Annotated in this window: 16 protein-coding genes and 1 tRNA gene; 14 read left to right on the top strand and 3 right to left on the bottom strand. The window is 67.0% G+C overall.

The features are described 5' to 3' along the window. Positions 1 to 9: 9 nt before the first annotated feature. The 5 genes from ACQPZZ_RS32780 (at position 10) to dapC (ending at position 13,640) form a co-directional block, all read left to right on the top strand. On the top strand, positions 10 to 7,272 hold the full coding sequence (locus ACQPZZ_RS32780; RefSeq protein WP_432925478.1) for an amino acid adenylation domain-containing protein: 7,263 nt from the start codon (positions 10 to 12) through the stop codon (positions 7,270 to 7,272). A 128-nt stretch (positions 7,273 to 7,400) separates the two neighbouring features. Further along, positions 7,401 to 10,454 (top strand): amino acid adenylation domain-containing protein, encoded by a 3,054-nt coding sequence (locus tag ACQPZZ_RS32775; protein WP_432925476.1) that lies wholly within the window; start codon positions 7,401 to 7,403, stop codon positions 10,452 to 10,454. A 106-nt stretch (positions 10,455 to 10,560) separates the two neighbouring features. Continuing rightward, positions 10,561 to 11,256, top strand: coding sequence for a class I SAM-dependent methyltransferase (locus ACQPZZ_RS32770; protein ID WP_432925474.1), 696 nt, complete (start codon positions 10,561 to 10,563; stop codon positions 11,254 to 11,256). A gap of 6 nt (positions 11,257 to 11,262) precedes the next feature. Further along, complete coding sequence (locus ACQPZZ_RS32765) at positions 11,263 to 12,546, top strand: diaminopimelate decarboxylase family protein (protein WP_432925469.1); 1,284 nt, start codon at positions 11,263 to 11,265, stop codon at positions 12,544 to 12,546. Next, positions 12,543 to 13,640, top strand: a complete 1,098-nt coding sequence (gene dapC / locus ACQPZZ_RS32760) for a succinyldiaminopimelate transaminase (RefSeq protein ID WP_432925468.1) — start codon at positions 12,543 to 12,545, stop codon at positions 13,638 to 13,640. The genes ACQPZZ_RS32765 and dapC overlap by 4 nt, the downstream gene beginning before the upstream one ends. Positions 13,641 to 13,698: 58 nt before the next feature. Here dapC and ACQPZZ_RS32755 read toward each other — a convergent pair whose 3' ends face one another. Further along, positions 13,699 to 14,781 (bottom strand): tryptophan dimethylallyltransferase family protein, encoded by a 1,083-nt coding sequence (locus ACQPZZ_RS32755; protein ID WP_432925466.1) that lies wholly within the window; start codon positions 14,779 to 14,781, stop codon positions 13,699 to 13,701. 776 nt (positions 14,782 to 15,557) lie between these two features. Between ACQPZZ_RS32755 and ACQPZZ_RS32750 the strand changes: the two genes are divergently transcribed. From ACQPZZ_RS32750 to ACQPZZ_RS32735, 4 genes are all read left to right on the top strand, one after another. Then, on the top strand, positions 15,558 to 16,157 hold the full coding sequence (locus tag ACQPZZ_RS32750; RefSeq protein WP_432925464.1) for a hypothetical protein: 600 nt from the start codon (positions 15,558 to 15,560) through the stop codon (positions 16,155 to 16,157). A 70-nt stretch (positions 16,158 to 16,227) separates the two neighbouring features. After that, positions 16,228 to 16,301 (top strand) — tRNA-Lys (locus ACQPZZ_RS32745). A 246-nt stretch (positions 16,302 to 16,547) separates the two neighbouring features. Beyond that, positions 16,548 to 17,966, top strand: a complete 1,419-nt coding sequence (nhaA, locus tag ACQPZZ_RS32740; RefSeq protein WP_432925462.1) for a Na+/H+ antiporter NhaA — start codon at positions 16,548 to 16,550, stop codon at positions 17,964 to 17,966. Continuing rightward, on the top strand, positions 17,963 to 18,925 hold the full coding sequence (locus ACQPZZ_RS32735) for an anti-sigma factor RsbA family regulatory protein (protein ID WP_432925460.1): 963 nt from the start codon (positions 17,963 to 17,965) through the stop codon (positions 18,923 to 18,925). The genes nhaA and ACQPZZ_RS32735 overlap by 4 nt, the downstream gene beginning before the upstream one ends. Here the strand turns inward: ACQPZZ_RS32735 and ACQPZZ_RS32730 are convergent. Continuing rightward, complete coding sequence (locus ACQPZZ_RS32730; protein ID WP_363646558.1) at positions 18,915 to 20,090, bottom strand: cytochrome P450; 1,176 nt, start codon at positions 20,088 to 20,090, stop codon at positions 18,915 to 18,917. The two genes, ACQPZZ_RS32735 and ACQPZZ_RS32730, sit on opposite strands and share 11 nt — an antisense overlap. 360 nt (positions 20,091 to 20,450) lie before the next feature. On the opposite strand from ACQPZZ_RS32730, the gene ACQPZZ_RS32725 reads away from it, so the two are divergent. From ACQPZZ_RS32725 to ACQPZZ_RS32715, 3 genes are all read left to right on the top strand, one after another. Beyond that, a complete protein-coding gene (locus ACQPZZ_RS32725; RefSeq protein WP_363646559.1) occupies positions 20,451 to 20,684 on the top strand; it encodes a hypothetical protein in 234 nt (77 codons plus the stop codon). Positions 20,685 to 20,741: 57 nt separating this feature from the next. Then, on the top strand, positions 20,742 to 21,686 hold the full coding sequence (locus tag ACQPZZ_RS32720; protein ID WP_432925458.1) for an aldose 1-epimerase family protein: 945 nt from the start codon (positions 20,742 to 20,744) through the stop codon (positions 21,684 to 21,686). A 367-nt stretch (positions 21,687 to 22,053) separates the two neighbouring features. Then, the gene (locus tag ACQPZZ_RS32715) at positions 22,054 to 22,521 is read left to right on the top strand and encodes an ATP-binding protein (RefSeq protein ID WP_432925456.1); all 468 of its coding nucleotides are present in this window, start codon (positions 22,054 to 22,056) and stop codon (positions 22,519 to 22,521) included. Positions 22,522 to 22,580: 59 nt separating this feature from the next. On the opposite strand, the gene ACQPZZ_RS32710 is transcribed toward ACQPZZ_RS32715, so the two are convergent. Next, positions 22,581 to 23,111, bottom strand: a complete 531-nt coding sequence (locus ACQPZZ_RS32710) for a shikimate kinase (RefSeq protein ID WP_432925455.1) — start codon at positions 23,109 to 23,111, stop codon at positions 22,581 to 22,583. Between the two features lie 87 nt (positions 23,112 to 23,198). Here ACQPZZ_RS32710 and ACQPZZ_RS32705 point away from each other — a divergent pair, with 87 nt between their 5' ends. Together ACQPZZ_RS32705 and ACQPZZ_RS32700 are read left to right on the top strand one after the other, a co-directional pair. Continuing rightward, positions 23,199 to 23,459 (top strand): DUF6458 family protein, encoded by a 261-nt coding sequence (locus tag ACQPZZ_RS32705; RefSeq protein WP_363646563.1) that lies wholly within the window; start codon positions 23,199 to 23,201, stop codon positions 23,457 to 23,459. A gap of 44 nt (positions 23,460 to 23,503) precedes the next feature. Beyond that, the gene (locus ACQPZZ_RS32700) at positions 23,504 to 23,896 is read left to right on the top strand and encodes a ChaB family protein (protein WP_432925453.1); all 393 of its coding nucleotides are present in this window, start codon (positions 23,504 to 23,506) and stop codon (positions 23,894 to 23,896) included. The last annotated feature ends 97 nt before the right edge of the window (positions 23,897 to 23,993 follow it).

The following is a 23,993-nucleotide window of genomic DNA, read 5'->3' as shown; positions in this document are numbered from 1 at the left end:
GGAGCGGATATGGACAAGGTGACCGCCGAGTCACTCCTACTGTCTCGTATGAAGCGTCACGGCAAGAGTTCGGTCATTTCTCCTCGAGAAGAGTCCGGGCCTGCTCCGCTGTCCTTCGCGCAGCAGCGACTTTGGTTCCTGGATCAACTCAACCCGGGGCGTGCCGACTATGCCATGGCGTTCGCATTCACGCTTCGTGGACAGCTTGCGGTGTCGACCCTCAAAAGCGCTTTTCGGGACCTCGTAGAGCGGCATGAAGCACTGAGAACGCGATTCGAGGTATCCGAGGACGGAACTCCGGTCCAAATCGTGAACATCGCGCCGGACTTTGAGTTCAGCGTGATCGACATGGACTCATCAAAGGATCACGCGTCCCCCGGGGAGGCTTTGGAGCTGGTCCAGGGCGAAGCGCTTCGACCTTTCGACCTGTCTTCCGGGAATCTGTTGCGTGTCAAGGTGGTGCGGATGGCGCCCGATGAGCACCTGCTACTGATGTCGCTGCACCACATCGTTGCCGACGGATGGTCAATCGATGTCCTGCTGAGGGATCTGCGCGCCTTCTATTCTGCCCGTATCCATCGGACCGATAGCGCACTCCCCGATCTCAAAATCCAGTACACGGACTTCGCGGCCTGGCAGCGGCAGTGGCTCTCCGGGGGGGTACGAGAGCACCAGTTGGCCTATTGGCGGGAGAAGCTCGCGAACCTCGAGCCCGTAGAGCTCCAAACGGACCGGCCTCGACCCGCGGTACCTTCCGGAGCAGGCGACAGTGTGTCATTCGCGGTGCCGGCAGAGGTGGTTTCATGCCTGCGCGACATCGCTACCCGAAGTGGCTCCTCACTTTTCATGGTGACATTGGCGGCCTTCAAGGTCGTACTGCAACGGTGGACCGGGTGCCATGACATATCTGTGGGCACCCCCATAGCCGGGCGGAACAGGTTCGAGGTGGAAGACCTGATCGGCTTCTTCGTCAACACCCTCGTGATCCGCTCCGACCTGCATGGGGATCCGACCTTCGAAGATCTGCTGGGGCAGGTCAAGGAGACAATGCTGGAAGCCTACTCCCATCAGGACCTGGCGTTCGATTTGCTGGTCGAAGACTTGGCTCCAGAGCGGGATCCAAGCCGCATGCCGCTCGTTGGCTGCACCTTCTCCTTCGATGATTCGAACGACGGAGGCTGGGACCTTCCCGGTCTGACCGTGGATCCGGTCGAACTTCCTTACAAGACCACGAAGTTCGACCTCTCGGTCTTCCTCGCCGAAGACGACAACGGTGGATTCCGTGGCGATTTCGTCTTCTCCACCGAGCTGTTCGACAAGGAAACCATCAGGAATCTCGCGGACCGATACGCAAGGGTTCTGGAGGGGGTCGCCGCCGGTCCGGATCTGGCGATCAGCCGGATTGATGTCCTTGCTCCCGCGGAGCGTGAGCTGCTGTTGCGGGTGTGGAACGACACCGCGGTTGTTCGTGCGGATGAGTTGACGGTGCATGAGCTGGTGGAGCGGCAGGCGGGGCGGACGCCGGATGCGGTCGCGGTGGTGTGTGGGGGGAGCCGGCTGACGTATCGGGTGTTGAACGGCCGGGCTAATCAGCTGGCTCGTCATCTGGTGGCGCGGGGGGTGGGTGCGGGGGATCTGGTCGGGGTGTGTCTGGAGCGCGGTCCGGACATGATCGTCGCGTTGCTCGGTGTTTTGAAGGCGGGTGCGGCCTATGTGCCGATGGATCCTGACTATCCGGGGCAGCGTTTGGAGTTCATGCTGGGTGATACCGGGGCGTCGTTGCTGGTGACGCAGGAGTCGTTGGCGGGGCGTTTCGCGGGTGTGGCTGTCGAGTGTGTGCTGGTGGATCGGGATCGGCCGGTTCTGGATGCTTTGGCGGATGCGGATCTTCGGCTGCGGGTGGGGCCTGATTGTCTGGCTTATGTCATTTACACCTCTGGTTCCACCGGGGTTCCCAAGGGCGTGATGATCGAGCATCGCTCGATCTGCCGGTTGGTGGAGGACAACTGGTTTGCTCCGCTGAGTTCGGAAGACGTGGTGGCTCAGGCGGCGAGTGCTTCTTTTGACGCCTTCACGTTCGAGTGCTGGGCTCCTTTGGTGTGGGGAGGCTCGATCGTTGTCCTGGACAAGGACACGGTTCTCAGTGCCACGGCGTTACGGGCCGCTTTGCGGGAGCATCGTGTTTCGGTGTTGTTCTTGACGTCCGCGCTGTTCAACCAGCACGGACGGGATTGTCCTGACGTGTTCGCGGGCGTCGGGAGGATTCTTTACGGCGGTGAGCTTGTCGATCAATCCGTGGCGTCGGAACTGGCCGCGGGTGAGCATCGCCCGGAGCGGCTGGTTCACCTCTACGGACCGGCGGAGGCCACTGTCATCGCGACGTCGTTTGTGGTGGGGGAGAGGCATCCGAGCAGCCTGACGATGCCGATCGGGCGTCCGGTCGCGAACACCGAGGTGTACGTGATGGACGAGTACGGGCAGCTCGCGCCGGTCGGGGTGCCCGGGGAGCTGTGGATCGGCGGGGCCGGTCTCGCTCGTGGTTATCTGAACCGGCCGGAGCTCACCCGGGAGAAGTTCGTCCCGCATCCCTTCTCCGGCGATCCCGATGCCCGCGTGTATCGCACGGGTGATCGGGTTCGCTGGCTTGCCGACGGCACCCTGGAGTTCCTCGGGCGTGTGGATCACCAGGTCAAAGTCCGCGGTCTGCGTATCGAGCTGGGGGAGATCGAGGCGGTGCTGGCCTCTCATGATCAGATCACCGCGGCTGTCGTGGTGGTCCGTGAGGACGGTCCGGGTGACAAGCGTCTGGTCGCCTACGTCGCGCCCGCCGCCGGTGCCGACCCCGGCGCGGCCGCGCTGCGGGAATGGTGCAGGCGTGCTCTTCCCGACTACATGGTCCCGGGGTGGATCGTCAGCCTGCCGGCTCTTCCCCTCACTCCCAACGGCAAGATCGACCGTGATGCCCTGCCCGAGCCTCCCAGCGACCGGCCCGACCTCGCCGACGCCTACACCGCACCCCGCGACGAGATCGAAACCGCCATCGCCGGCATCTGGTCCGACGTCCTCGGCATCGACCGCGTCGGCATCCACGACAACTTCTTCGACCTCGGCGGACACTCACTCCTCGCGACACGAGTCATCAACCAGATTTCGAAGTCGTTGAATTCGAATGTCTCGGTCCGTGACCTGTTCAGATTTCCGACGATTTCGGGGTTGGCCGCTGAGGTCTCGGCTGCCGTAGAGAGCTCCGCTCCGCCCGCCATCCAGCGGGTGGTCTCCGAGGAACATGCGCTGTCATTCGCACAGCGCCGCCTTTGGTTCTTGAACCAGCTGGAGCCGGGAAGCCCGGAGTACAACATCCCGATGGGCTTCAGGATCAGAGGAAATCTCGACATCGGCGCGCTCGAAGAAGCGCTCGCCGACCTGGTCGCCAGACACGAGACGTTGAGAACCAGGTTTGTGCTGCGCGGTGACGGAGAGCCGATCCAGGTTGTCGACGCCCCGTGGCACGTCGAGATCGGCCTGCTGGACCTCTCGGCGGTGCCCGACGACAGGAGCCGGGAAACCGCGGCTCGGGCGGCGGTCGACGCCGAGGCGTCCAAGCCCTTCGATCTGACATCAGGCCGACTGCTGCGCGCCATGGCTGTCCGCCTGACCGACAGCGAGTGGTGGCTCCTCATATCGCTCCACCACATCGTCGCGGACGGCTGGTCTGTGGGTGTGTTGACCCGCGAGCTCCAAGCACTGTACGAGGAGGCGCTCACCGGCGCACCGGCAAGGCTCGCGGAATTGCCCATCCAGTACAAAGACTTCGCCGCTTGGCAGCACGAGTGGTTGTCCGGATCGACGCTGGAACGGCAGCTGGCCTACTGGCAGGAGCAGCTGACCGGTTTAGAACCGCTGGAACTCCCCACTGATCGGATTCGTACTCCAACGCGGTCGAACGCTGGGGGCGAGGTCTCGTTCGTGGTTCCGGCAACCGTCGCCGCGGGGCTGCGTACCGTTGCCATCGAGCGTGGCGCATCGTTGTTCATGGTCTCTCTCGCAGCCCTCCAGGTCGTGCTTTCCCGCTGGAGCGGACAGCATGACATCTCGATCGGCACCCCTATTTCCGGCCGGAACAAGGCGGAGGTTGAGGATCTGGTCGGTTTCTTCGTCAACACATTGGTGATTCGCGCCGATTTGAGTGGGAACCCGACGTTCAGAGAGTTCCTCGAGCAGGTCAAGGAAACGACTCTGCAGGCATACACACATCAGGATCTTCCGTACCAGCAACTGGTCGAGGTCCTGGCTCCTGACCGGGATCTCACGCGTGCGCCGCTCGTTCAAACCACCTTCGCGCTGCAGAACGCGAATCAGGGGAAGCTGGTTCTCGGTGACCTCGATATCTCACCTCTCGCGCTGACGACGCACACCTCCAAGTTCGATCTCTCCGTCTTTCTCACAGAACGGGAAGACGGAGAACTCGTGGGCGAGGTGGAGTATTCAACGGATCTTTTCGATCCGGCCACGATCGAAAGGCTGACCAAGAATTTCGTGGCCACGCTGCGGTGTGTGGCGGACGATCCGACGCTGCCTCTGGGGAGCATCGACATGCTCTCGGCGACGGAGCGTGAGCTGCTGTTGCGGGTGTGGAACGACACCGCGGTCGTTCGTGCGGATGAGTTGACGGTGCATGAGCTGGTGGAGCGGCAGGCGGGGCGGACGCCGGATGCGGTTGCGGTGGTGTGTGGGGGGAGCCGGCTGACGTATCGGGTGTTGAACGGCCGGGCTAATCAGTTGGCTCGTCATCTGGTGGCGCGGGGGGTGGGTGCGGGGGATCTGGTCGGGGTGTGTCTGGAGCGCGGTCCGGACATGATCGTCGCGTTGCTCGGTGTTTTGAAGGCGGGTGCGGCCTATGTGCCGATGGATCCTGACTATCCGGGGCAGCGTTTGGAGTTCATGCTGGGTGATACCGGGGCGTCGTTGCTGGTGACGCAGGAGTCGTTGGCGGGGCGTTTCGCGGGTGTGGCTGTCGAGTGTGTGCTGGTGGATCGGGATCGGCCGGTTCTGGATGCTTTGGCGGATGCGGATCTTCGGCTGCGGGTGGGGCCTGATTGTCTGGCTTATGTCATTTACACCTCTGGTTCCACCGGGGTTCCCAAGGGCGTGATGATCGAGCATCGCTCGATCTGTCGGTTGGTGGAGGACAACTGGTTTGCTCCGCTGAGTTCGGAAGACGTGGTGGCTCAGGCGGCGAGTGCTTCTTTTGACGCCTTCACGTTCGAGTGCTGGGCTCCTTTGGTGTGGGGAGGCTCGATCGTTGTCCTGGACAAGGACACGGTTCTCAGTGCCACGGCGTTACGGGCCGCTTTGCGGGAGCATCGTGTTTCGGTGTTGTTCTTGACGTCCGCGCTGTTCAACCAGCACGTACGGGATTGTCCTGACGTGTTCGCGGGCGTCGGGAGGATTCTTTACGGCGGTGAGCTTGTCGATCAATCCGTGGCGTCGGAACTGGCCGCGGGTGAGTATCGCCCGGAGCGGCTGGTCCACCTCTACGGACCGACAGAGACGACCACCTTCGCTACGTCGTATCCGGTCGGGGAGGGGGAGAGACATCCGAGCAGCCTGACGATGCCGATCGGGCGTCCGGTCGCGAACACCGAGGTGTACGTGATGGACGAGTACGGGCAGCTCGCGCCGGTCGGGGTGCCCGGGGAGCTGTGGATCGGCGGGGCCGGTCTCGCTCGTGGTTACCTGAACCGGCCGGAGCTCACCCGGGAGAAGTTCGTCCCGCATCCCTTCTCCGGCGATCCCGATGCCCGCGTGTATCGCACGGGTGATCGGGTTCGCTGGCTTGCCGACGGCACCCTGGAGTTCCTCGGGCGTGTGGATCACCAGGTCAAAGTCCGCGGTCTGCGTATCGAGCTGGGGGAGATCGAGGCGGTGCTCGCCTCTCATGATCAGATCACCGCGGCTGTCGTGGTGGTCCGTGAGGACGGTCCGGGTGACAAGCGTCTGGTCGCCTACGTCGCGCCCGCCGCCGGTGCCGACCCCGGCGCGGCCGCGCTGCGGGAATGGTGCAGGCGTGCTCTTCCCGACTACATGGTCCCGGGGTGGATCGTCAGCCTGCCGGCTCTTCCCCTCACTCCCAACGGCAAGATCGACCGTGATGCCCTGCCCGAGCCTCCCAGCGACCGGCCCGACCTCGCCGACGCCTACACCGCACCCCGCGACGAGATCGAAACCGCCATCGCCGGCATCTGGTCCGACGTCCTCGGCATCGACCGCGTCGGCATCCACGACAACTTCTTCGACCTCGGCGGACACTCACTACGAGCAGTGGCGGTGGCGACTCGTCTACAGGATGTCGGCATCGACGTTTCGGTACGCCAGGTCATGCAGCACAGGTCCATCGCGGAGATCGCGGAGGCCGTCACGGGGCAACCCCGCTCGTCGCTGCGGGCCCTGACCCTTGAGTTCGCGTCCGAGGGATCGGCGCGCACCGACGACCTGGTCTTGTTCTGCATCCATCCCAGCGGCGGAAGCGCGCACTGGTATGAAGCGCTCGCCCAGAAGCTCACAGGCTCCTGCCGGACGTACGGAATCCAGGCTGCGGGAATGGATCCCGGTGAGGTTCCGTACAGAAGCGTCCCGGAAATGGCGAGCCGCTATTGGGAGGAGATCAGAAGGGTCCAGCCGAGGGGCCCTTACCGTGTGCTGGGATGGTCGTTCGGAGGGCTGGTCGCCCACGAGATCGGGCAACAGCATCCGGATGAGGTGGACGCGGTCTATCTATTGGAGCCTCCGACGGTGCAGCCCGGTATTCGGCGCCGGATGCTTGATTATGCCGATGTCTACCGTAAGGCCGGCGAGATCTGGCTCGAGGGGCGCGCGGCCGACGGCGCCAGGCGCGTTGAGATCGAAACAAAATTTCGAGACTTCGTGGATTCCCTTGAATTCACCACAGAATCTCCCGGGTTGGACGACTGGCTCCCGTTCGGCGCATTGGGCGGAATCATGGAGGCCGCCGGAAACTACATGCCCGGCGTCTCCCGGGCCAACGCCACCCTGATGATCAGCGAAGACAGCCGCAGTATGTCTGCTGAATCCAAGTACAGAGAGGGGGGACTCGCAAAATACCTCGAATTCTGGAAGTCGCTCTATCGAGATGACATCCGAGTGGTCGATGTCTCCGGAGATCATATCGATATGATGACCAAGGACTCTTCGATCGCGGAGGTCTCCCAGCAGATCAGGACGGCATCTTCCGGTTTTCGTGACCGGTCCTGACCGCTCTCGGCCTGTCATGCGGTTTCCGGCGTAGGTGTCCGGGCCGCCGAGTGATGTGACTCTTCCGACCGTCCTCTGAAAACAGCTCCATTCACTGTTGGGCCGTAGAACCAGGAGATCCAGTCCAGATGACGCATGTTTCGCCCACCGAGCCGATCGGGAGCCCGGCGCGGGAAGCCAGGATGCTGTCCGAACGGGAACGGCACCAGGTGCTGGTGGAGTGGAACCGCACCCGGCACGAGGTCGAGCCGGCCACGCTGCCGGACCTGTTCGAGGCCCGGGTGGAGGCCACTCCCGACGCGGTCGCCGTCGAGTTCGAAGACCACACCCTCACATACGGCCAACTCAACGCCCGGGCCAATCAGCTGGCCTGGCATCTGATCGGCCAGGGCATCGGCCCTGAGGACGTCGTCGCCCTGGCCATCCCACGTTCGCATGAGCTGATCATCGCGGTTCTCGCAACCATGAAAGCCGGCGCCGCCTACCTTCCCCTGGACCCCGAATACCCCGCGGAACGCATCGCGTTCATGCTTCGGGACGCAGCGCCCGGCTTGCTCCTGACCGCCGAAGCCGTCACGCTCGAACACCCGGCCGGCACCCGCCTGCTGATCACCGATCCCGCCATCGCCCAGCGACCCGCCACAAACCCGACCAACGGCGATCGCGTCCAACCTCTGCACCACCAGAACGCCGCGTACCTCATTTACACCTCAGGATCCACCGGCCTGCCCAAAGCCGTTCTCGTCCCTCACACCGGGATCAGCAGCCTCATCAGAGACCACATCTCCTGTCTCGATCTCGGTGAAGAAACCCGTCTGCTGAATCATGTGTCGCCCAACTTCGACGCGTGGAGCGCAGAAATCTTCTTCGGACTGGTCAGCGGCGCCACTGTGATTGTGGCTGGCGCGGACAAGCTGCTGGGAGAGGACCTGCTTCTGGCCGTGGAAAGCAAGAGGGTCACCCACCTCAGTGCCCCCGCTCCGGTCCTGGCCACCGTCCCAGCGCGCGACCTGCCCGAGCTGCGGACTCTGCTCGTAGGCGGTGATGTCTGCTCGGTCGCTCTGGTCAACGACTGGGCTCCGGGCTGTCGGATGCTGAACGGTTACGGTCCGACGGAGTCGACCGTTGCCGCGACACTGAGTTTCCCGTTGGTGGCCGGCGAGACGCCTCCCATCGGCGCACCGGTGTCGAACACGCGGGTGTTCGTGCTGGACGCGGAGCTGCGTCCGGTGGCACCGGGCGTCGCGGGTGAGCTGTACGTGAGCGGGGCAGGGCTGGCCCGCGGGTACGTCAACCATCCGCGCCTGACCGCGGAGCGGTTCGTCGCCTGCCCGTTCGGCACTGGGGAGCGGATGTACCGCACGGGTGACATCGTGCGGTGGCGTCACGACGGACAGCTCGAGTTCCTTTCCCGGGCGGATGAGCAGGTGAAGATCCGCGGTTTCCGGGTCGAGCCCGGTGAGATCGAATCCGTCCTGACCGGCCATCCGGGGGTCGCCCGGGCCGTGGTCCTGGTTCACGAGAACCAGCCCGGCGACAAACGCCTCGTCGCCTACTTCGTCCCCCAGCGGAACGCGTCCGGCGGACATCGTTCTCAGCACCACGTCGACGAGTGGCGGCAGTTGCACGAGGAGCATTTCGAAACATCGAGGATGGCTCCCTTCGGTAGAGATTTCGAAGGCTGGGCGAACAGCTCGGACGGCTCCAGGATTCCCGTCGAGGAAATGCGGGAGTGGCGAGACGAGATCGTGCGGAGGATCGTCTCGCTGAAGCCGCGGCGCGTACTCGAGATCGGCGCCGGATCCGGAGCCATCGTGGAGAAGCTGGCTCCGCACTGTGTGGAATATTGGGCGACAGACTTCTCGGCGGCGGCGATGGAGAAGCTCTCGGAAGACGTTGCGGGTGTCCCGGAGTTACGCTCCAAGGTTCACGCGAGAGTCATGGCTGCGGACGATTTTTCTGGAATCCCTCAAGCGTATTTTGACACCATCGTCATAAATTCGGTCATCCAGTACTTTCCCTCTGGATCGTACCTGGAGGATGTACTCGCGCAGGCGTCCCAGGCTCTGCGGCCTGGAGGAAGGATATTCGTAGGGGACGTCCGCAATCTTCGTCTCCTGGACGAGTTCCATACTGCGGTGGCACGGAGTAAGGTCGGCGGCGACATGGGCAGGATTGCTCTGTGGAAGTCGGCGAGCTTGGCGCGGGAGAAGGAGCTTCTCGTCGACCCGGCATTCTTCACCGCACTGGGCGACCGTATTCCCGCTTTCTCGAACGTCGATATCAGAATCAAAAGTGGCAGGGCGGTCAACGAGCTGACCCGATATCGATACGATGTGATTCTGCACACCGAAACGGTGGACCGGGAGGCATCTGGGACGAGGTTCCGGGACTACCGCTGGGGTGAGGGGGTCGGCAGCCTCTCGGAGGTCAGGGGGCTGCTGGGTGAGTTGAGGGGCGAAGCACTCCGGGTGCTCGGCATTCCGAACTCCCGCCTCACAAGCGGAATCTCCGGCCCTGGTCCGGGCTCGGAAAGCCCGCACGCCCTCTGCGCACTCGGTGACGATTTAGGAATCGACGCTGTACCGACCTGGTCCGAGCATCCCCACATGTTCGACGTGATCTTCACGGACAAGAGCATGGCGTCAGGCGGCCGTGTCAATTGGCGACCAATGGCCGGTGGCGTCGGCCGTGAAGGTCTCACGAACACTCCATTCAGTGGTCACGCCGAGACTCCAAGCAGTCTGGAGCTGGCCTCATTCGTCAACTCCCGGCTTCCGTCGCACATGGTCCCTGCCTCGTTCGTTCCGTTGGAGGAATTTCCTCTGACGCACAACGGAAAGCTGGACCGAAGCCGGCTGTCCGAGCTGGGAGCCCTGGCGGTGACCAATGATCGCCGGCCGCATGGCCCCACATCTCACAGCCCCGCAGTGGAAACTCTCTGCTCACTCTTCGCGGAGGCCCTCGGGCTTGACGGGTTTCGGGCCACAGACAACTTCTTCACGTCCGGAGGGCACTCGTTGATTGCCACGCGTCTGGTGAGCCGCATCCGCACCTGCTTCGACGTCGAGATCTCTCTGCGGGTCCTCTTCGAGGCTCCGACGCCAGAAGAGATCGCTTCGAGGATCGCCGGTGCCGGGAAGCGGCGCCGGCCGGCACTCCGCCGGAAGCCGCCAACGTGAGTCCACTCCTGTACGTGACTCAGCCGGAGCGACCCATCACATGCACTTCATGGGCCCCAGCCAATACTGGTCAGACTTATTACGAATGCCAGGCAGAGGAGAGAATATGCGGCATCCGCTCGTCACCGAGACGTACGTGAAACCTGTCGAGGATTTCTATCTCCGCCGCGACCCCGCAGGTGGCACCGTCTTCGACGTCTGGGAGCGCGGCGAGGCCGTCGGGGACTCGATCACACCGTCAACGTACGACAACGGCTACCGGGCATGGATGGGTTTCCTGCTCCACTCCCAGCTCGGGCGGCCGGGCGAGCACACGCTGATCAGCGTCGGCTGCGGCAACGCGATGATCGAATCGGAGCTGGTCCGTCGTGGGCACGGGGTCACGGCGGTGGACGTGCTGCCACAGGCCGTCAGCTTGGCGCAGGCCAAGGGCGTCCCCGCCGTGTGTGCCGATGTGATGACCTGGACGCCGTCCGCACCGGGACCGCTCATCGTGTACGCCGACGGTCTGCTGGGGCATCTCTACTCCACCGAAAATCACAGCCTGCCGATCCTCGACGTCATCCACCGGTGGCTCGCCGAGCGGCCGGGCAGCGCCTTGATCATCTCGAACGACGAGAGCCACGACGAGCTGCCGGTCGAGCCGGCGCGCGGGGTGCCCGGGTTCCACTGGTTTTCCGCCGGCTACCTCCAGGAACAGTGCGGACGCGCCGGATTCACCGACGTGGATCACATCCGGTACACCTACCAGCGACCGCTGTCCGGACCGCGCCACCGCGTCGTCCTGATGGCGCGCGGCTGATCCGCCATGCCCGTCTCCGACGACTTCCGGCAACGCCTCGATGCCTGCCTGCCTGCCGTGGCCGAGCATTTCGGCACGCCGTTCTACCTCTACGATGAGCAGGGCATCGTCGACACGATGGCTCAGCTGCGGGACGCCTTCGCTCCACTCGACTTCCGCGAGTTCTACGCCGTCAAGGCCGTGTCCAACCCACGCATTCTGCGCCTGCTGCGGGAGCACGGCGCGGGCTTCGACTGCGGCTCGGTGCCCGACCTCGGCGTCGCCCGCCGGGCCGGTGCGACCGCCGGCGATCTGATCTTCACGTCCAACAACACGACCGCCGCGGAGTTCGCGGCCGCCCGCGCGACCGGAGCCCTGCTCACCATCGACGACCTGGCCGCGTTCGGCAAGCTGCCGGACCTACCCGAGCGGGTCGGGCTCCGGCTCAACCCCGGCACCCTGCCCTACGGCGGCGAGGCGGAGCTGGTGACCAGCGGGCAGAAGTTCGGCCTGCGCCCTGACCAGCTTCTCGCCGCCGAGCGGGCGGCCCGGGCGCGCGGGGCCCGCTCGTTCGGCCTGCATGCCATGGTGGCGTCGGGGCTCACCAGCACCGACGTCATTCGCGCGACGCTCGAGTTCCTGCTCACCATGGCCGGGCGATGGCATTCGGACACCGGCACAGTCGTCGACTTCATCGACGTGGGCGGCGGCCTGGGGATCCCGTTCCGGCCGGGCGAGCCCGCCTTCGACCTACGCGGGTTCGCCGCCGACGCCAACCGTCTCCTCACCGGCTGGGCCGAGCGCGAGGGTATTCCGCGTCCGCGTCTGTTCCTGGAGTCCGGTCGTTACGTGACCGGACCGCACGGCGTGCTGGTGACCCGCGTGGTCAATCGGATGGAGAAATGGCGGACCTTCGTCGGCGTGGACACCGGGGTCTCCGCGATGATCCGGCCGGCGCTCTATGACACGGCGTACCACCACATCTCGGTGCACGACGCCGACGACCGGCCCGAAGAGGTGGTCGACGTCGTCGGCAGCATGTGCGAGAACAACGACAAGCTCGCCACCGCCCGCCGGCTGCCCCGCGCCGAGGAGGGCGACCTGATGTACGTGCACGACGTGGGCGCGCACGGATATTCGATGAGCTTTCCGTACAACCACCGTTTGCGCCCGCAGGAACTCCTGCTGCACGCCGACGGCGACGTGGAGCTGATCCGGCGCGCGGAGACGGAGGCGGACTTCCTCGCCACCCTCGAGTGCGAGCGGCGAGTGCTGCACACGCGCGCCGGCGGCCGACGGGTGACCACGTGAGCTTCTGGGATCGCCTGGACTGCCTGCGCGCGGTCGCCGCCCGGCATCCGGACGGCATGGTGGACCTCACCAAAGGGGAACCGGTCGACCCGGTCCCGATGATCATCCAGCGGGCCCTCGGAGGCGCCGCGAACGCGCCCGGCTACCCCCTGACCCGCGGCACCGCGGCACTGCGCGAGTCCGCCGCGGTGTGGCTCGCGCGCTGCCACGGTGTGTCCGTGCCGTCCGGCCAGGTGCTGCCCACCATCGGGTCGAAGGAGTTCATCGGCCTGCTCCCGCTGATGCTCGGGCTCGGACCGGAGGACGCCGTCGCGTATCCGGAGCTCGCCTATCCCAGCTACGCGGCCGGCGCCCGCCTGGCCGGCGCCGAGACCGTCGCCTCCGACGACGTGACCGCCCGTGATCCGGTGCTGCCGAGCGGGCGCCGCATCCGGCTGATCTGGCTGAACTCACCAGCCAACCCCACGGGGAGGGTATGGCCGGCCGAGAGCATGCGCCGTATCGTCGGATGGGCCCGGAAACACGACGTCGTGGTGGCCTCCGACGAGTGTTACCTCGACTACGGCTGGGATGCCGCGCCGGTCTCACTGCTGACCCCGGCCGTGGCGGGCGAGTCCCACACGGGGCTGGTGAGCGTGTACTCGCTCTCAAAACGCAGCAACCTGGCCGGCTACCGGGCGGGTGTGGCTGCGGGCGACCCGGAACTGATGGACAGGATGTGGCAGCGGCGTCGTGAGATCGGCCTGATCACCCCCGCCCCCGTGCAGCGCGCCATGATCGCAGCCCTCGACGATGACGCCCACGTCAAGCGGCAACGCGAGCGGTATGCCCATCGGCGTGCCCTCTTGCGGGCCACCCTCTCGGCGGCTGGATGGACGATCGACCACTCCGAGGCCGGTCTGTTCCTTTGGGCACGCTGCCCGGCACTGCCCGGCTGGGCGGCGTGCGAGCGGCTCGCCGAGGCCGGCATCCTGGCCACCCCGGGCGACATGTACGGCGACGCAGGCCGCCGGCATGTGCGCTTCGCCGTAACCGCCTCCGATGTGGCGATCGAGATCGCATGCCGCCGCCTCCACACCGCTGTTCGGCCCTGACCGGACAGGTTCTCCCTTTCACACCACGGTGATCGGCGCCGGCATCCCCGGTGCTACCTCAATGAGCAGGGATTCTGCGTCGCGCGACGCCCACGCCGTACGCCTCGGACGACAGATAGATCGACACGCCGGGACTGGGCGGCCCGATCCGCAGCGACACGTGCGCGACCAGGCCGACGCCATCCTCGAGCGGGCGGCTTGTGACCGCGGCGACAGCCGCCTCCAGCCTGTCCGTGTCGAAGCCGTACCGGCCGAGCAGCGTATGGACGCGGTCGTACGCCTGCCGATCGTCGGCGACGTAGCTGCGGATCGGTACGTAAACGCTGTATCCGACCGGCCGTGCCGCCTGTGCCACGAAGGTGTAGCTGCTGATGATGGGACGCCTGTCGTAGGGACCGGCGAAACCGGCGGCCGACTCACAGAAGGCGACCACCTCAGCGGGATCTGCGCCTGGCACCACCGCCGCCGCCCGTGCCAGGTCGGCCGGCTCTGCGTCGTGCTGTGACACGTAGAGCTTGATCCTGGCCGTGTCGGTGTCCCGCAGATCCAGGGCGAAGAAGGTCAGGCGGTCGCCCCGGCCGATCTCGCCCGGCCGCAGCGCCTGCTCACACACCGCCCGGTAGGCCGCACCGGCGCCGAGCCGGCCGAGCCCCTCCTGGACCAGTGGGACGGACCGGGCCACCCCGTGAATCTCGGGGTTCAGGTACACCTTGAACTCGGGCGTCGTACGCAGGATCAGCGAGTGCCACATGCCGAAGGTCCCCTGCGGCCGGTCAGTGGTGAACAGATCTCGGACCCGTTCGAGGCGCGACATGCTCACCGCATGCCGGGCAGCCTGGCGACGGAGGAACGCGAGGGCAGGCGTGAGATCGGCCGGGGACGCCGGATCGGTGACCGCGGCCTCGCCGAGAATTCGCAGCACGGGTGGTCCGGCCGGATCGAACGCCAAGGAGAACTCCACCGGGGTGTGGTCGTCCGAGACGTCGGAATCCCACGCGGGTCCGGCCGCGAGGGGCCGCTGCCCCGCGGAACCCAACAGATCGGTTACCAATTCGACGGCTGTGGCGACATCGGCGTGCGTGACCTGGCTTAACCGCACCAGCTGATCCGTGATACGCGTGACGAGCGACTCGACAGACACTTAGCCTCCGCTCAGGACGCGATCACGATTCACTGATCATCTAACTTGGTGTATATCGATTAGTCCAGACCCGCGTTGTTCCGGCCATGTGTGGAAACGGACCCCCTGGTGCCGGGCCACCCGGTGCCGCCCGGCCCTTCGCGCGCCTCCTGACCTGGCCATGGTCCGTCCGGCGACGCCTGTGATCGTCACGGGCGACTGCCGTCCGCGCTTCCCTGAAAAGGACCTTTGCCTTCGTAAACCGGTGATCTTCCTCTGGCTCTGCGGCTCCGCTTTTACGGCGAGTTGCTTTGTCGCGCCGTCACCGGTGATTTCCTTTGCGGTCTCTTGCCGTACGGCCTCCGGTCTTTGCCCTGCGCGCGACAGAGTCTCAGTCACGCACCGTCAACAGCGCCTCGGGCAGAGGGGCGAAGCCCGGTCCGCTTTGGGGTAAACAGTCCCACTGGTAGATCTTCTGGGGTCTGTGCGGCTTTTACTTTGCTCCATCCTGACTCGTCCTGTAGTGTCCTGTTTGCCGCCAACCGGTGGCTGGATTGGACTTGGAGAGGAGATCACCGTGGGTGACCCCACATCGACCTCTGAACCAAGGCTTTTCGGATCACACGTCTGACTCACGACGGCCTTCCGGCCGATCGCCATAGCTTCAGCGCACACGCCTCCGGGTGAACGACTTTTCCGCGCCCGGACACGTGGCCCGTCTTCGCGGTCTGCCGTACGCAGGTCCCTAGATGACGCATGGCCATCCACTGTCGTCTCACGAAAGATCCCCAGCCCTCATGAAGACTCTGTTTGACCTGCGTGGCAATCGACGCCTCACCGCCGTGGCCACGTTGGCCGGGGTGGCGGCCCTCACCACTTCCCTCGTGGCCGCCGCGCCCGCGCCTGTCGAGCAGCCGGTCAACGAGGCCGCCAACGTTTCCTCCACGGTCCCGACGCAGGACCTTTCCCTCGCCATGCCGGCGCACGAGGAGGCCCTGCTCCAGGGCAGCACCACCGGCTCGTACTTCTGGGACGACTCCTCCGGCCGCCAGGGCGACACGGGCCTGCCCGCGATCGGCAAGCCCATGCAGAAGGGCCTTTTCGCCAGCCCGAGCTGGCCGCTGGGCACCGAGGGCTACGTCTTCTACAAGGGCAAGAAGGCCAAGTTCTTCATCGGCGACCGCGGCCCGGGCATCCCGTCGAACAACGGCGTCATGCTCGACATCGACGGCAAGACCTTCGCCGAACTCACCGGCACCACCTGGAACGAGAACACGCTGACCGTCACCGGGGACCTCGGCCACATCCCGATTCAGTACGTCGTCACCAAGTGGGGCGACGGACCGGGCCTGCGCGGCGAGCCCGTGCCTTTCTCCAGCGGCGCCTGGCGGGGCTGACCCCCGAGATCTCGATGCATGAGCGATGTGCGCGACCTTCGGGAGACTGCTAAGGTTACGGACATCGCAGGCGCCGCTAGCTCAGTTGGTTAGAGCAGCTGACTCTTAATCAGCGGGTCCGGGGTTCGAGTCCCTGGCGGCGCACAGAAGTACGAAAGCCCAGGTCGGCATAGTCGGCCTGGGCTTTCGTCGTCGAATGACCGTCTCCGCGGCCTCCCGGGTCCTGCCACCCTGTTGACGGCTCGCAGCACACTCAAGTGGGCTCCTTCAAGGCCCGGGGGGACGAAAGGTGCAGTGGGCAAGGATCTGGGCGAATGCCCATAAGATGGGGTCGGGGTGCCGGGAAGTCTGGTCGGCGGTCGTCGAACCGAGCCCGGAAACGGAGCGCCCATGGCCCCTTCCCAGCGACTGTCCCTCCTCGGTCCCGGATCCCGGGCCGAGGCCCGCCGCGTCGCCGACATCCTCCGCAAGGAGACGATCGGCGGCGCCCTGCTCCTGATCGCCGCCGTCGCGGCCCTCATCTGGGCGAATTCCCCCTGGTCGGAGGCGTACGCGGGGCTGCGCTCGGTGACGGTCGGGCCGGCTGGGTGGCACCTGGACCTCAGCCTCGCCAAATGGGCCTCGGACGGGTTACTGGCGATCTTCTTCTTCGTCGCCGGCCTGGAACTGAAGCGCGAGTTCGTGGCGGGGGACCTACGCGACCCCCGGCGGGCCGTCGTTCCGATCGCGGCGGCCGTCGGCGGCGTGATCGTACCGGCGCTTCTCTACCTGCTGGTCAACGTGCTGATGGACGGTGCGGTGCGGGGATGGGCGACCCCGACGGCCACCGACATCGCGTTCGCGCTCGCGGTGCTCGCCGTGGTGGGGCGGCGGCTGCCCCCCGCGCTGCGTACGTTCCTGCTCACCCTGGCCGTCGTGGACGACCTGCTGGCCATCGTGATCATCGCGGTGTTCTACACGTCGCATCTGTCGGTGCTGCCGTTGCTGGCGGCACTGGTGCCGCTCGGCGTCTTCACTGCGCTGGTGCGGCGGCGGGTGCGCTCGTGGTGGCTGCTGCTCCCCCTGGCCGTCGTGGCCTGGGGGCTGGTCCACGCCTCGGGTGTGCACGCCACCGTGGCCGGGGTGCTGCTCGGCTTCGCCGTACCCGTCCTGCGGAGCGAGAAGGCGGGTGGTCCGGAGGCGGGGCCGGGGCTCGCCGAGCACTTCGAGCACCGGTTCCGCCCGATTTCGGCCGGGGTCGCCGTGCCGCTGTTCGCGTTCCTGTCCGCGGGTGTGCCGTTCGGCGGGCTGGGGGGCGTGACGAACCTGCTCGCCGATCCGGTGTCGCTCGGCGTCATCGTCGGGCTCGTCGTGGGCAAGCCGCTGGGGATCATGGCGGCCACCTGGCTGACCGCTCGCTTCACCCGTGCCGACATCGACGAGGGACTGGCGTGGGTGGACATCGGCGGGCTGGCGATCCTGTCCGGCATCGGGTTCACGGTGTCCCTGCTCATCGGCGAGCTGGCGTTCGGTCTGGGCACGGCCCGCGACGCCCAGGTCAAGCTGGCGGTCCTGGCCGGCTCGCTGGTCGCGGCGCTGCTGGCGACGGTGGTGCTGCGACTGCGTAACCGCGCGTACCGGCGGCTCGCCGATGCCGAAACCGCCGATACCGCCGATACCGCAACAGCCGATGCGGAAACCGCCGACGATTCGACCGTGGGCGGACAGGGCCCCGGGCAGGCTCCCTTACGGGCGCCCGTACAGGCTCCCCACGGTGAGAGGCAGTGGACGACCGGCGCGCGCGGGCCGGGCCGCGAGGCGGAGACATGACCGGTCTCGAGCACATCGGCCTGCTCTACGGAAGCGAGGACGAGTACGTCACCGGATGCGTCGCTTTCCTCCGGCAGGCACTCAAGGCGGGGGAGCCCGCGCTCGTCGCGGTTCCCGGGGGTGGCGGCGAGCTGGTGCGGGCGGACCTCGGGCACGACGCCGAGAGGGTGACCTTCCGGGACATGAGCGTCGTCGGCCGCAATCCCGGCCGGATCATCCCCTCGGTCCTGCTCGCCTTCCAACGGGCGCACCCGGGCCGGCGCGTGTGGATCATCGGCGAGTCGATGTGGAACGGCCGCAGCGGCCTCGAACACCCCGCCTGCGTGCAGGACGAGGCCCTGGTCAACGTCGTCTTCGCCGACAGTGAGGCCGCCATCCTCTGCCCGTACGACACGGTGGGGCTCGGGGCGAAGGCGATCCGCGACGCGCATCGCACGCATCCGGTCGTGCGGGACCGGAACGGCACCTTTCCGAGCCCCGCCTACGCCGACCCGCTCGCGACCGCCGCCGCCTGCGATCTGCCGTTGCCCGCGCCTCCGGCGCACGCGGCCGTCTTCCGGTTCACCGGGCTTCGAGCGCTTCCCGAGTTGCGCGCGTTCGCCTCAGCCGGAGCCGAGGCCGCCGGGCTCGAACCACGCCGCCTCGCCGACATGGTCATCGCGGTCAACGAGCTGGCCACCAACACGGGCGAGCACACCGACGGGCCCGGCACGCTGGCGCTGTGGGCCGAGCGCGGCACGCTGGTGTGCCAGGTCGACGACGGCGGCCGGCTCGATCCGCTGGCCGGGCGGGTGCCGCCGCCCGATCACGCCGCCCACGGGCGCGGCCTGCTCGTCGTGCACGAGCTGGCGGACCTGGTGCGGATTCACCGGCACGAGCGGGGAACGAGCATCCGCATTCACTTCGACCTGCCCGGGAGGCGCGCCGCGTGCACCTCCCGGCCTCCGGTCACCAGGTGACGGGCAGCGCGTCGAACCCTCCTGCCAGCCTGTCGGTGTGCGTCCTCAGCTCCTCGTACGGCATCGCGAGCGCCAGCGTGGGGAAGCGGGTGAAGAGAGAGCCGAAGACCGCGCGCAGCTCGACCCGTGCCAGGGACGCCCCGAGACAGTGGTGCGGCCCGTGACCGAACCCGACGTGCGGTTGGGGATCGCGCCGCCGGATGTCGAACCTTTCGGGGTCGGTATAGACGCGCTCGTCCCTGTTGGCCGCCGAGGTGGACAGCATGAGCAGGTCGCCCGCGCGGATCGGCACCCCGGCGACCTCGACGTCCTCGTGCGCGTAGCGCACCAGCCCGTGTTCGCTCGGCGAGGCGACCCGCATGATCTCCTCGACCGCGCCGTCCAGGAGAGAGGGGTCGCTCAGCAGGGCGTCGCGCTGGGCGGGGTTGCGCAGGAACAGCAGCACGCCGTAGTCGATCTGGTTGACCGTCGTCTCGTGGCCGGCGAACAGCAGGCCGCCCGCGATCCTGGCGACGTCGTCCTCGGGCAGTGAGGCGTTCGCCAGGTCGGAGTAGACGTCCTCGCCCGGGTCGTCCCGCTTGGCCTTCACGATCTCGTAGGTGTAGGTGTTGATCTCCATTTGAGCCGCGGCGGACCGCTCGGGGTCGCTGAGGTCGGTCATCGCCTCGGCCATCGCGCGGAACCTGCCCCTGTCCTCGTACGGCACGCCGAGGAGCTCGCAGATCACCTGGATCGGCAGCGGGAGCGACAGGCCGGCGTGCAGGTCCGCGGGCGGGCCCTGCTCGGCGAGCCCGTCGAGCAGGTTCCCGACCAGCGAGCCGATCCGGTCCGACAGGTTCCGCATGCGCCGGGCCGAGAACGCGGGAGCGAGCAGACGTCTCATCTCCTTGTGGACGGACCGCTCTGTGGCGTACTGGCCGGTCGGGCCGCCGAGCAGGGCGTTGTTCGACAGGCGGGCCGCGGTCTCGGGGGCGGGATGAGAGCGGCCGAACCTGTCGTCGGTGAACACCTGCCGTATCTCCTCGTAGCCCGTGACCAGCCACGCTTCGTCGCCCATCGCGGTCGTGACCTTGGTGATCGGCGCCCTGGCCCGCAGTTCGCCGAAGCCGGGGGATAGCCCCAGGGCGTCCGGCCGGTCGAACGGCAGCCGTGGCAGTCCGGGCATGGTGAATTTCCCTTCGCTCGATGTCGGGCCCTTACGAATCTCTCCCCTGACTTCCAGTCCGGCAAGGTAGTAAAACCATGTCCGGTGTGACCGAAGACGGGACGTTTGCCGCGCCCGCCGCCCGGTATGCGGCCATGCCGCCCCCCCGCGAACACCAGCGTCGTTCCGCGGCCCGGCATGAGACGGGTGGTACGGGAGGAACGGGGATCAAGTCGTGGTGAAGTCACCGCAGCCAATGGAAGATCTTCATCGGCGCGGCGGTGGCCGTGCCACCGGAGAGGGGAGACCGCTTCTCACTACCAATCGTGTCCGGACGAGCACATCGTTGTCTCCCGGCACAGAGCCTGGAGGTGGTGACGAGTGCGGTTCTCAGCCGAGGACGCTGCCTGGAGACAACTGAGCAGCGAGTACGCCGGTCGCTGGTCGATCTGGAGAAGCGACGCCGGCCGCTGGTACGCGACCCGGCTGATCAGGTCGCTGTCCCGGATCGAGATGGACCGGGGACTGATCATGACCGCATGCGGCGAGAGCGCGGAGGAACTGCGCGCGCTGCTCACCGCGCAGGAGGGCCTGACGGGCCAGGCGCTCTCCTGACACCCAGGACGTGGGCCCGGCCCGCCATGCCGTGGGACGGATGGGAAAATCCCTCTCATGACAGAACCAGCGGTTGCCGAACCCGTTCACCCGACCGGCACGCAGCGCACCATCGCCGCGCACGGATACGTGGCGACCGTCACCGAGGTGGGCGGGGGCCTGCGCGCCCTGACGTACCGTGAACGGCCGCTGGTCATGTCGTACCCCGCCGACGCGCAGCCCGTGGGCGGCGCCGGGCAGTTGCTGTTGCCCTGGCCGAACCGGGTGCGCGACGGCAGGTATGACTTCGGCGGCGAGACCAGGCAGCTCGCGATCAGCGAGCCCAGGACCGGCAACGCCGCGCACGGCTTCGCGCGCCTGATGCCCTGGACGGTGCTGGACCGGGATCCCGCCTCGGTCCGGCTCGGGCTGCGGTTGTTCCCCCAACTGGGCTACCCCCACGTGCTCGATTTGACGGTGTTCTACGCCCTGGGCGAGGCGGGCCTGGAGGTCGAGGTGTCGGCCGTGAACGTGGGAGACGGCGTCGCGCCGTACGGCATGGGTGCGCACCCCTACCTCACCCTCGGCGAGGAGACGGTGGACGACGCCGTGCTGGAGGTCCCCGCGGCCGAGTGGGCTCCGGTGGACGAGCAGAAGATCCCGGTCGGCCGCCGCCCGGTCGAGGGCACGGAGTACGACTTCCGCGAGGGGCGCCGCATCGGCGGCACGGTGCTCGACACTCCCTGTACGGCCCTGCGGCGCGACGACGACGGGCTGGTGCGGGCCCGGCTCATGACGGCCGACGGCTCCCGGGGCGTGGAGCTGTGGGCCGCGCCCGGTGTCGAATGGCTCCAGATCTTCACCGGAGACACGCTGACCGAGCCGTACCGGCGGGCCGGCGTCGCGGTGGAGCCGATGAGCTGTCCGCCGAACGCCTTCGCGACCGGCGAGTGCCTGGTGCGCCTGGCTCCGGGAGAGCGGGTCACCCACCGGTGGGGGATCACCGCGCTGCGGAGGGCGTGAAAGCGACACGGACGGGCGCGCGGGAAGCAACCGCGAACGGGTCGTTGCGGGTCATGAGGGAGATAGGGGACGATTCGGTCTGCCGCATTGAAGCGCTGGGATGGGCTGATTTCAGTTATTTTCACGACAGCGTTGACCGGGCGAAGGCGTGGCGGCACCGGGGACCCGCGGCCGGTGGTGCCAAGTGCGGCGTCGTTGACGTGCGCACACGAGGCGCGGGAGACGAGCCTTCCGGCGATATCCTCTGTCGGCCCATCACAAATCGGGCATTGACCGGAAACAATCTTGTTTCTTTGAATTCACATGACTGCGTTGCGTGCCGTATCTTGAGCCGTGGGAGCGCTCCCATGAGCCTAAGGAGGCGCGCGTGACTCTCCCCTTCGGTACGGCGCCGGTCAACCCGGCCCCCGTATGGACCACCGAATGCCTCCTGCCCGCCGTCGGCGCGAGTGTGGCGGAGGCGCGCGCCCTCGTTCGCCGTGAACTGTGCCGGTGGGGCCTGGACGAGCTCGTCGACGACTGCTCCCTCATCGTGAGCGAACTCGCCTCCAACGTCGTACGGCACGGCGGCAACGTCTTCACCCTCCGGCTCGGCAGCAACGGCACCTGGGTGTACGGCGAGGTCTTCGACCAGGGGGAGGGCGTGCCGCAGCAGCGTGACGCGGATGTCGACTCCATCGGCGGCCGGGGGCTGCTCATCGTGGACGAACTCGCCGACGACTGGGGAGTGGCCAGTTCGGGTCCGAGCGGCAAGACCGTCTGGTTCCTCGCCGGTGCGGGCAGCCCGTCGCTGTTGCCCGTCGTCCCGCACCAGTCCCGTATCGCCGTCGGCTGACCGCGCCCGGGGGACAGGACCGCGCCCGTCCCCGCCGGCGACGCGGGGCGGTCGTCCGTTCAGCCGTTCCCGCGGGTCTGCGCACCGTCGAGGCGGGCGAGCACGGTGGCCGCGATCTCCTCGGGCCATTGTGTGGAGGGGTCGGCGACGAGGTCCGCCACCTCGCGGAACCCCGGCAGCCGCAGGTCGCGCTGCTCGGTCAGCATCCGTATGAGGTCGGGCTTGAAATGCGGGCGATGAGGACTCGACTTCATGCGTTCGGCGAGCACTTCGGGCGGGCCGTCGAGAAACACCACGAAGGCGGGGGCCAGCGCGCGGCGCGTCTCGGGGTCCTCCACGGTGCTGGCCGCGGCCGCGATGACCGGGGAGGGCCGGGCCGCAAGTGCGTCCCGCAGCACCAGCGCCTCGCGTGCGTGCAACTCGTCGGCGCCCACGTCGGCGGCCATCGCGGCGGCGGTGGTGCCGTACTTCGCCTCCAGGTCGGCGTCGCTGTCGCGCATGGGACGGCCGAGCGCGTCGGCGAGCAGCCGGGCGACGGTGCTTTTCCCGGCGCCCATGAGGCCCATCACCACAATGGGGGTATCGGTCATGATTCGCATGGTGCCCTACGCGGGCACCCGCATGCGACGTTTGGAATCCGTGACAGGGATAGAGCAGAAGGCGAAGGAGGAAACGCCATGACCATCGCCGGAAGCATCATCCTCATCATGCTGGGGGCCATCCTCACCTGGGCGGTCGACTTCGACATCGCGGGCCTCGACATCCAGGTGATCGGGGTGATCCTCATGGTGGGCGGCCTGGCCGGGCTGCTCTTCGGCATCTGGCGCCTGACGACGGTCCGCCGCAGGACCACCGTCACCGCCGCCGCCCCCGTGGACGCGACCGCCACCCGCCGCCACGTGTACGAGGAGCGGCGCTACGACGACCCCACCATCTGACCCCCTCCAACGGACTTCCGACGGTCTGAAGGGAGGCATGGACAATGCCAGGACGTAAGGAACTGCCCTCGACCCTGGAGCGCTCGCCCAAGGAGGCCCAGGAGACGTGGATCAAGGCGCACGACTCCGCCGTCGGCACGTACGGCGAGGGCCAGCGCGCCCACCGTACGGCGTTCGCCGCGCTCAAGCACTCCTTCGAGAAGGTGGGCGACCACTGGGAGAAGAAGGAAGGGCGCGGACCGTCGGACGAGCAGGCGAAGAAGGGCACGCCGAAGCAGGGCAAGACGGCCGAGGGTGTCGACGCGAACGCCTCCAAGCAGCACCTTTACGACGTCGCCAGCCGCCTCGGCATCCCGGGCCGGTCGAAGATGACCAAGGACGAGCTCGTGGACGCGATCAAGAAGGCCAACCGCAAGGCGACCGCCAAGGCCCGCTGACCCCTCCCACGCGCCGTCGGCCGCTCGAGGAAGAGCGGTCGGCGGCGCCTACGGCCCCGCGGCCGCATGACGCGTCCCCGCCGCGCGACGTGTCCCC

The organism is Microbispora sp. CA-135349, from assembly GCF_050947365.1.
GTDB lineage: Bacteria > Actinomycetota > Actinomycetes > Streptosporangiales > Streptosporangiaceae > Microbispora.
This window is presented reverse-complemented; position numbering and strand designations above follow the sequence as displayed.

Bases quoted from the DNA above. Each gene is read 5' to 3' on its own strand.
- ACQPZZ_RS32780 (WP_432925478.1), top strand. From the start codon at position 10: ATGGACAAGGTGACCGCCGAGTCACTCCTACTGTCTCGTATGAAGCGT.
- ACQPZZ_RS32775 (WP_432925476.1), top strand. From the start codon at position 7,401: ATGACGCATGTTTCGCCCACCGAGCCGATCGGGAGCCCGGCGCGGGAA.
- ACQPZZ_RS32770 (WP_432925474.1), top strand. From the start codon at position 10,561: ATGCGGCATCCGCTCGTCACCGAGACGTACGTGAAACCTGTCGAGGAT.
- ACQPZZ_RS32765 (WP_432925469.1), top strand. From the start codon at position 11,263: ATGCCCGTCTCCGACGACTTCCGGCAACGCCTCGATGCCTGCCTGCCT.
- ACQPZZ_RS32750 (WP_432925464.1), top strand. From the start codon at position 15,558: ATGAAGACTCTGTTTGACCTGCGTGGCAATCGACGCCTCACCGCCGTG.
- nhaA (WP_432925462.1), top strand. From the start codon at position 16,548: ATGGCCCCTTCCCAGCGACTGTCCCTCCTCGGTCCCGGATCCCGGGCC.
- ACQPZZ_RS32735 (WP_432925460.1), top strand. From the start codon at position 17,963: ATGACCGGTCTCGAGCACATCGGCCTGCTCTACGGAAGCGAGGACGAG.
- ACQPZZ_RS32730 (WP_363646558.1), bottom strand. From the start codon at position 20,090: ATGCCCGGACTGCCACGGCTGCCGTTCGACCGGCCGGACGCCCTGGGG.
- ACQPZZ_RS32720 (WP_432925458.1), top strand. From the start codon at position 20,742: ATGACAGAACCAGCGGTTGCCGAACCCGTTCACCCGACCGGCACGCAG.
- ACQPZZ_RS32710 (WP_432925455.1), bottom strand. From the start codon at position 23,111: ATGACCGATACCCCCATTGTGGTGATGGGCCTCATGGGCGCCGGGAAA.
- ACQPZZ_RS32705 (WP_363646563.1), top strand. From the start codon at position 23,199: ATGACCATCGCCGGAAGCATCATCCTCATCATGCTGGGGGCCATCCTC.
- ACQPZZ_RS32700 (WP_432925453.1), top strand. From the start codon at position 23,504: ATGCCAGGACGTAAGGAACTGCCCTCGACCCTGGAGCGCTCGCCCAAG.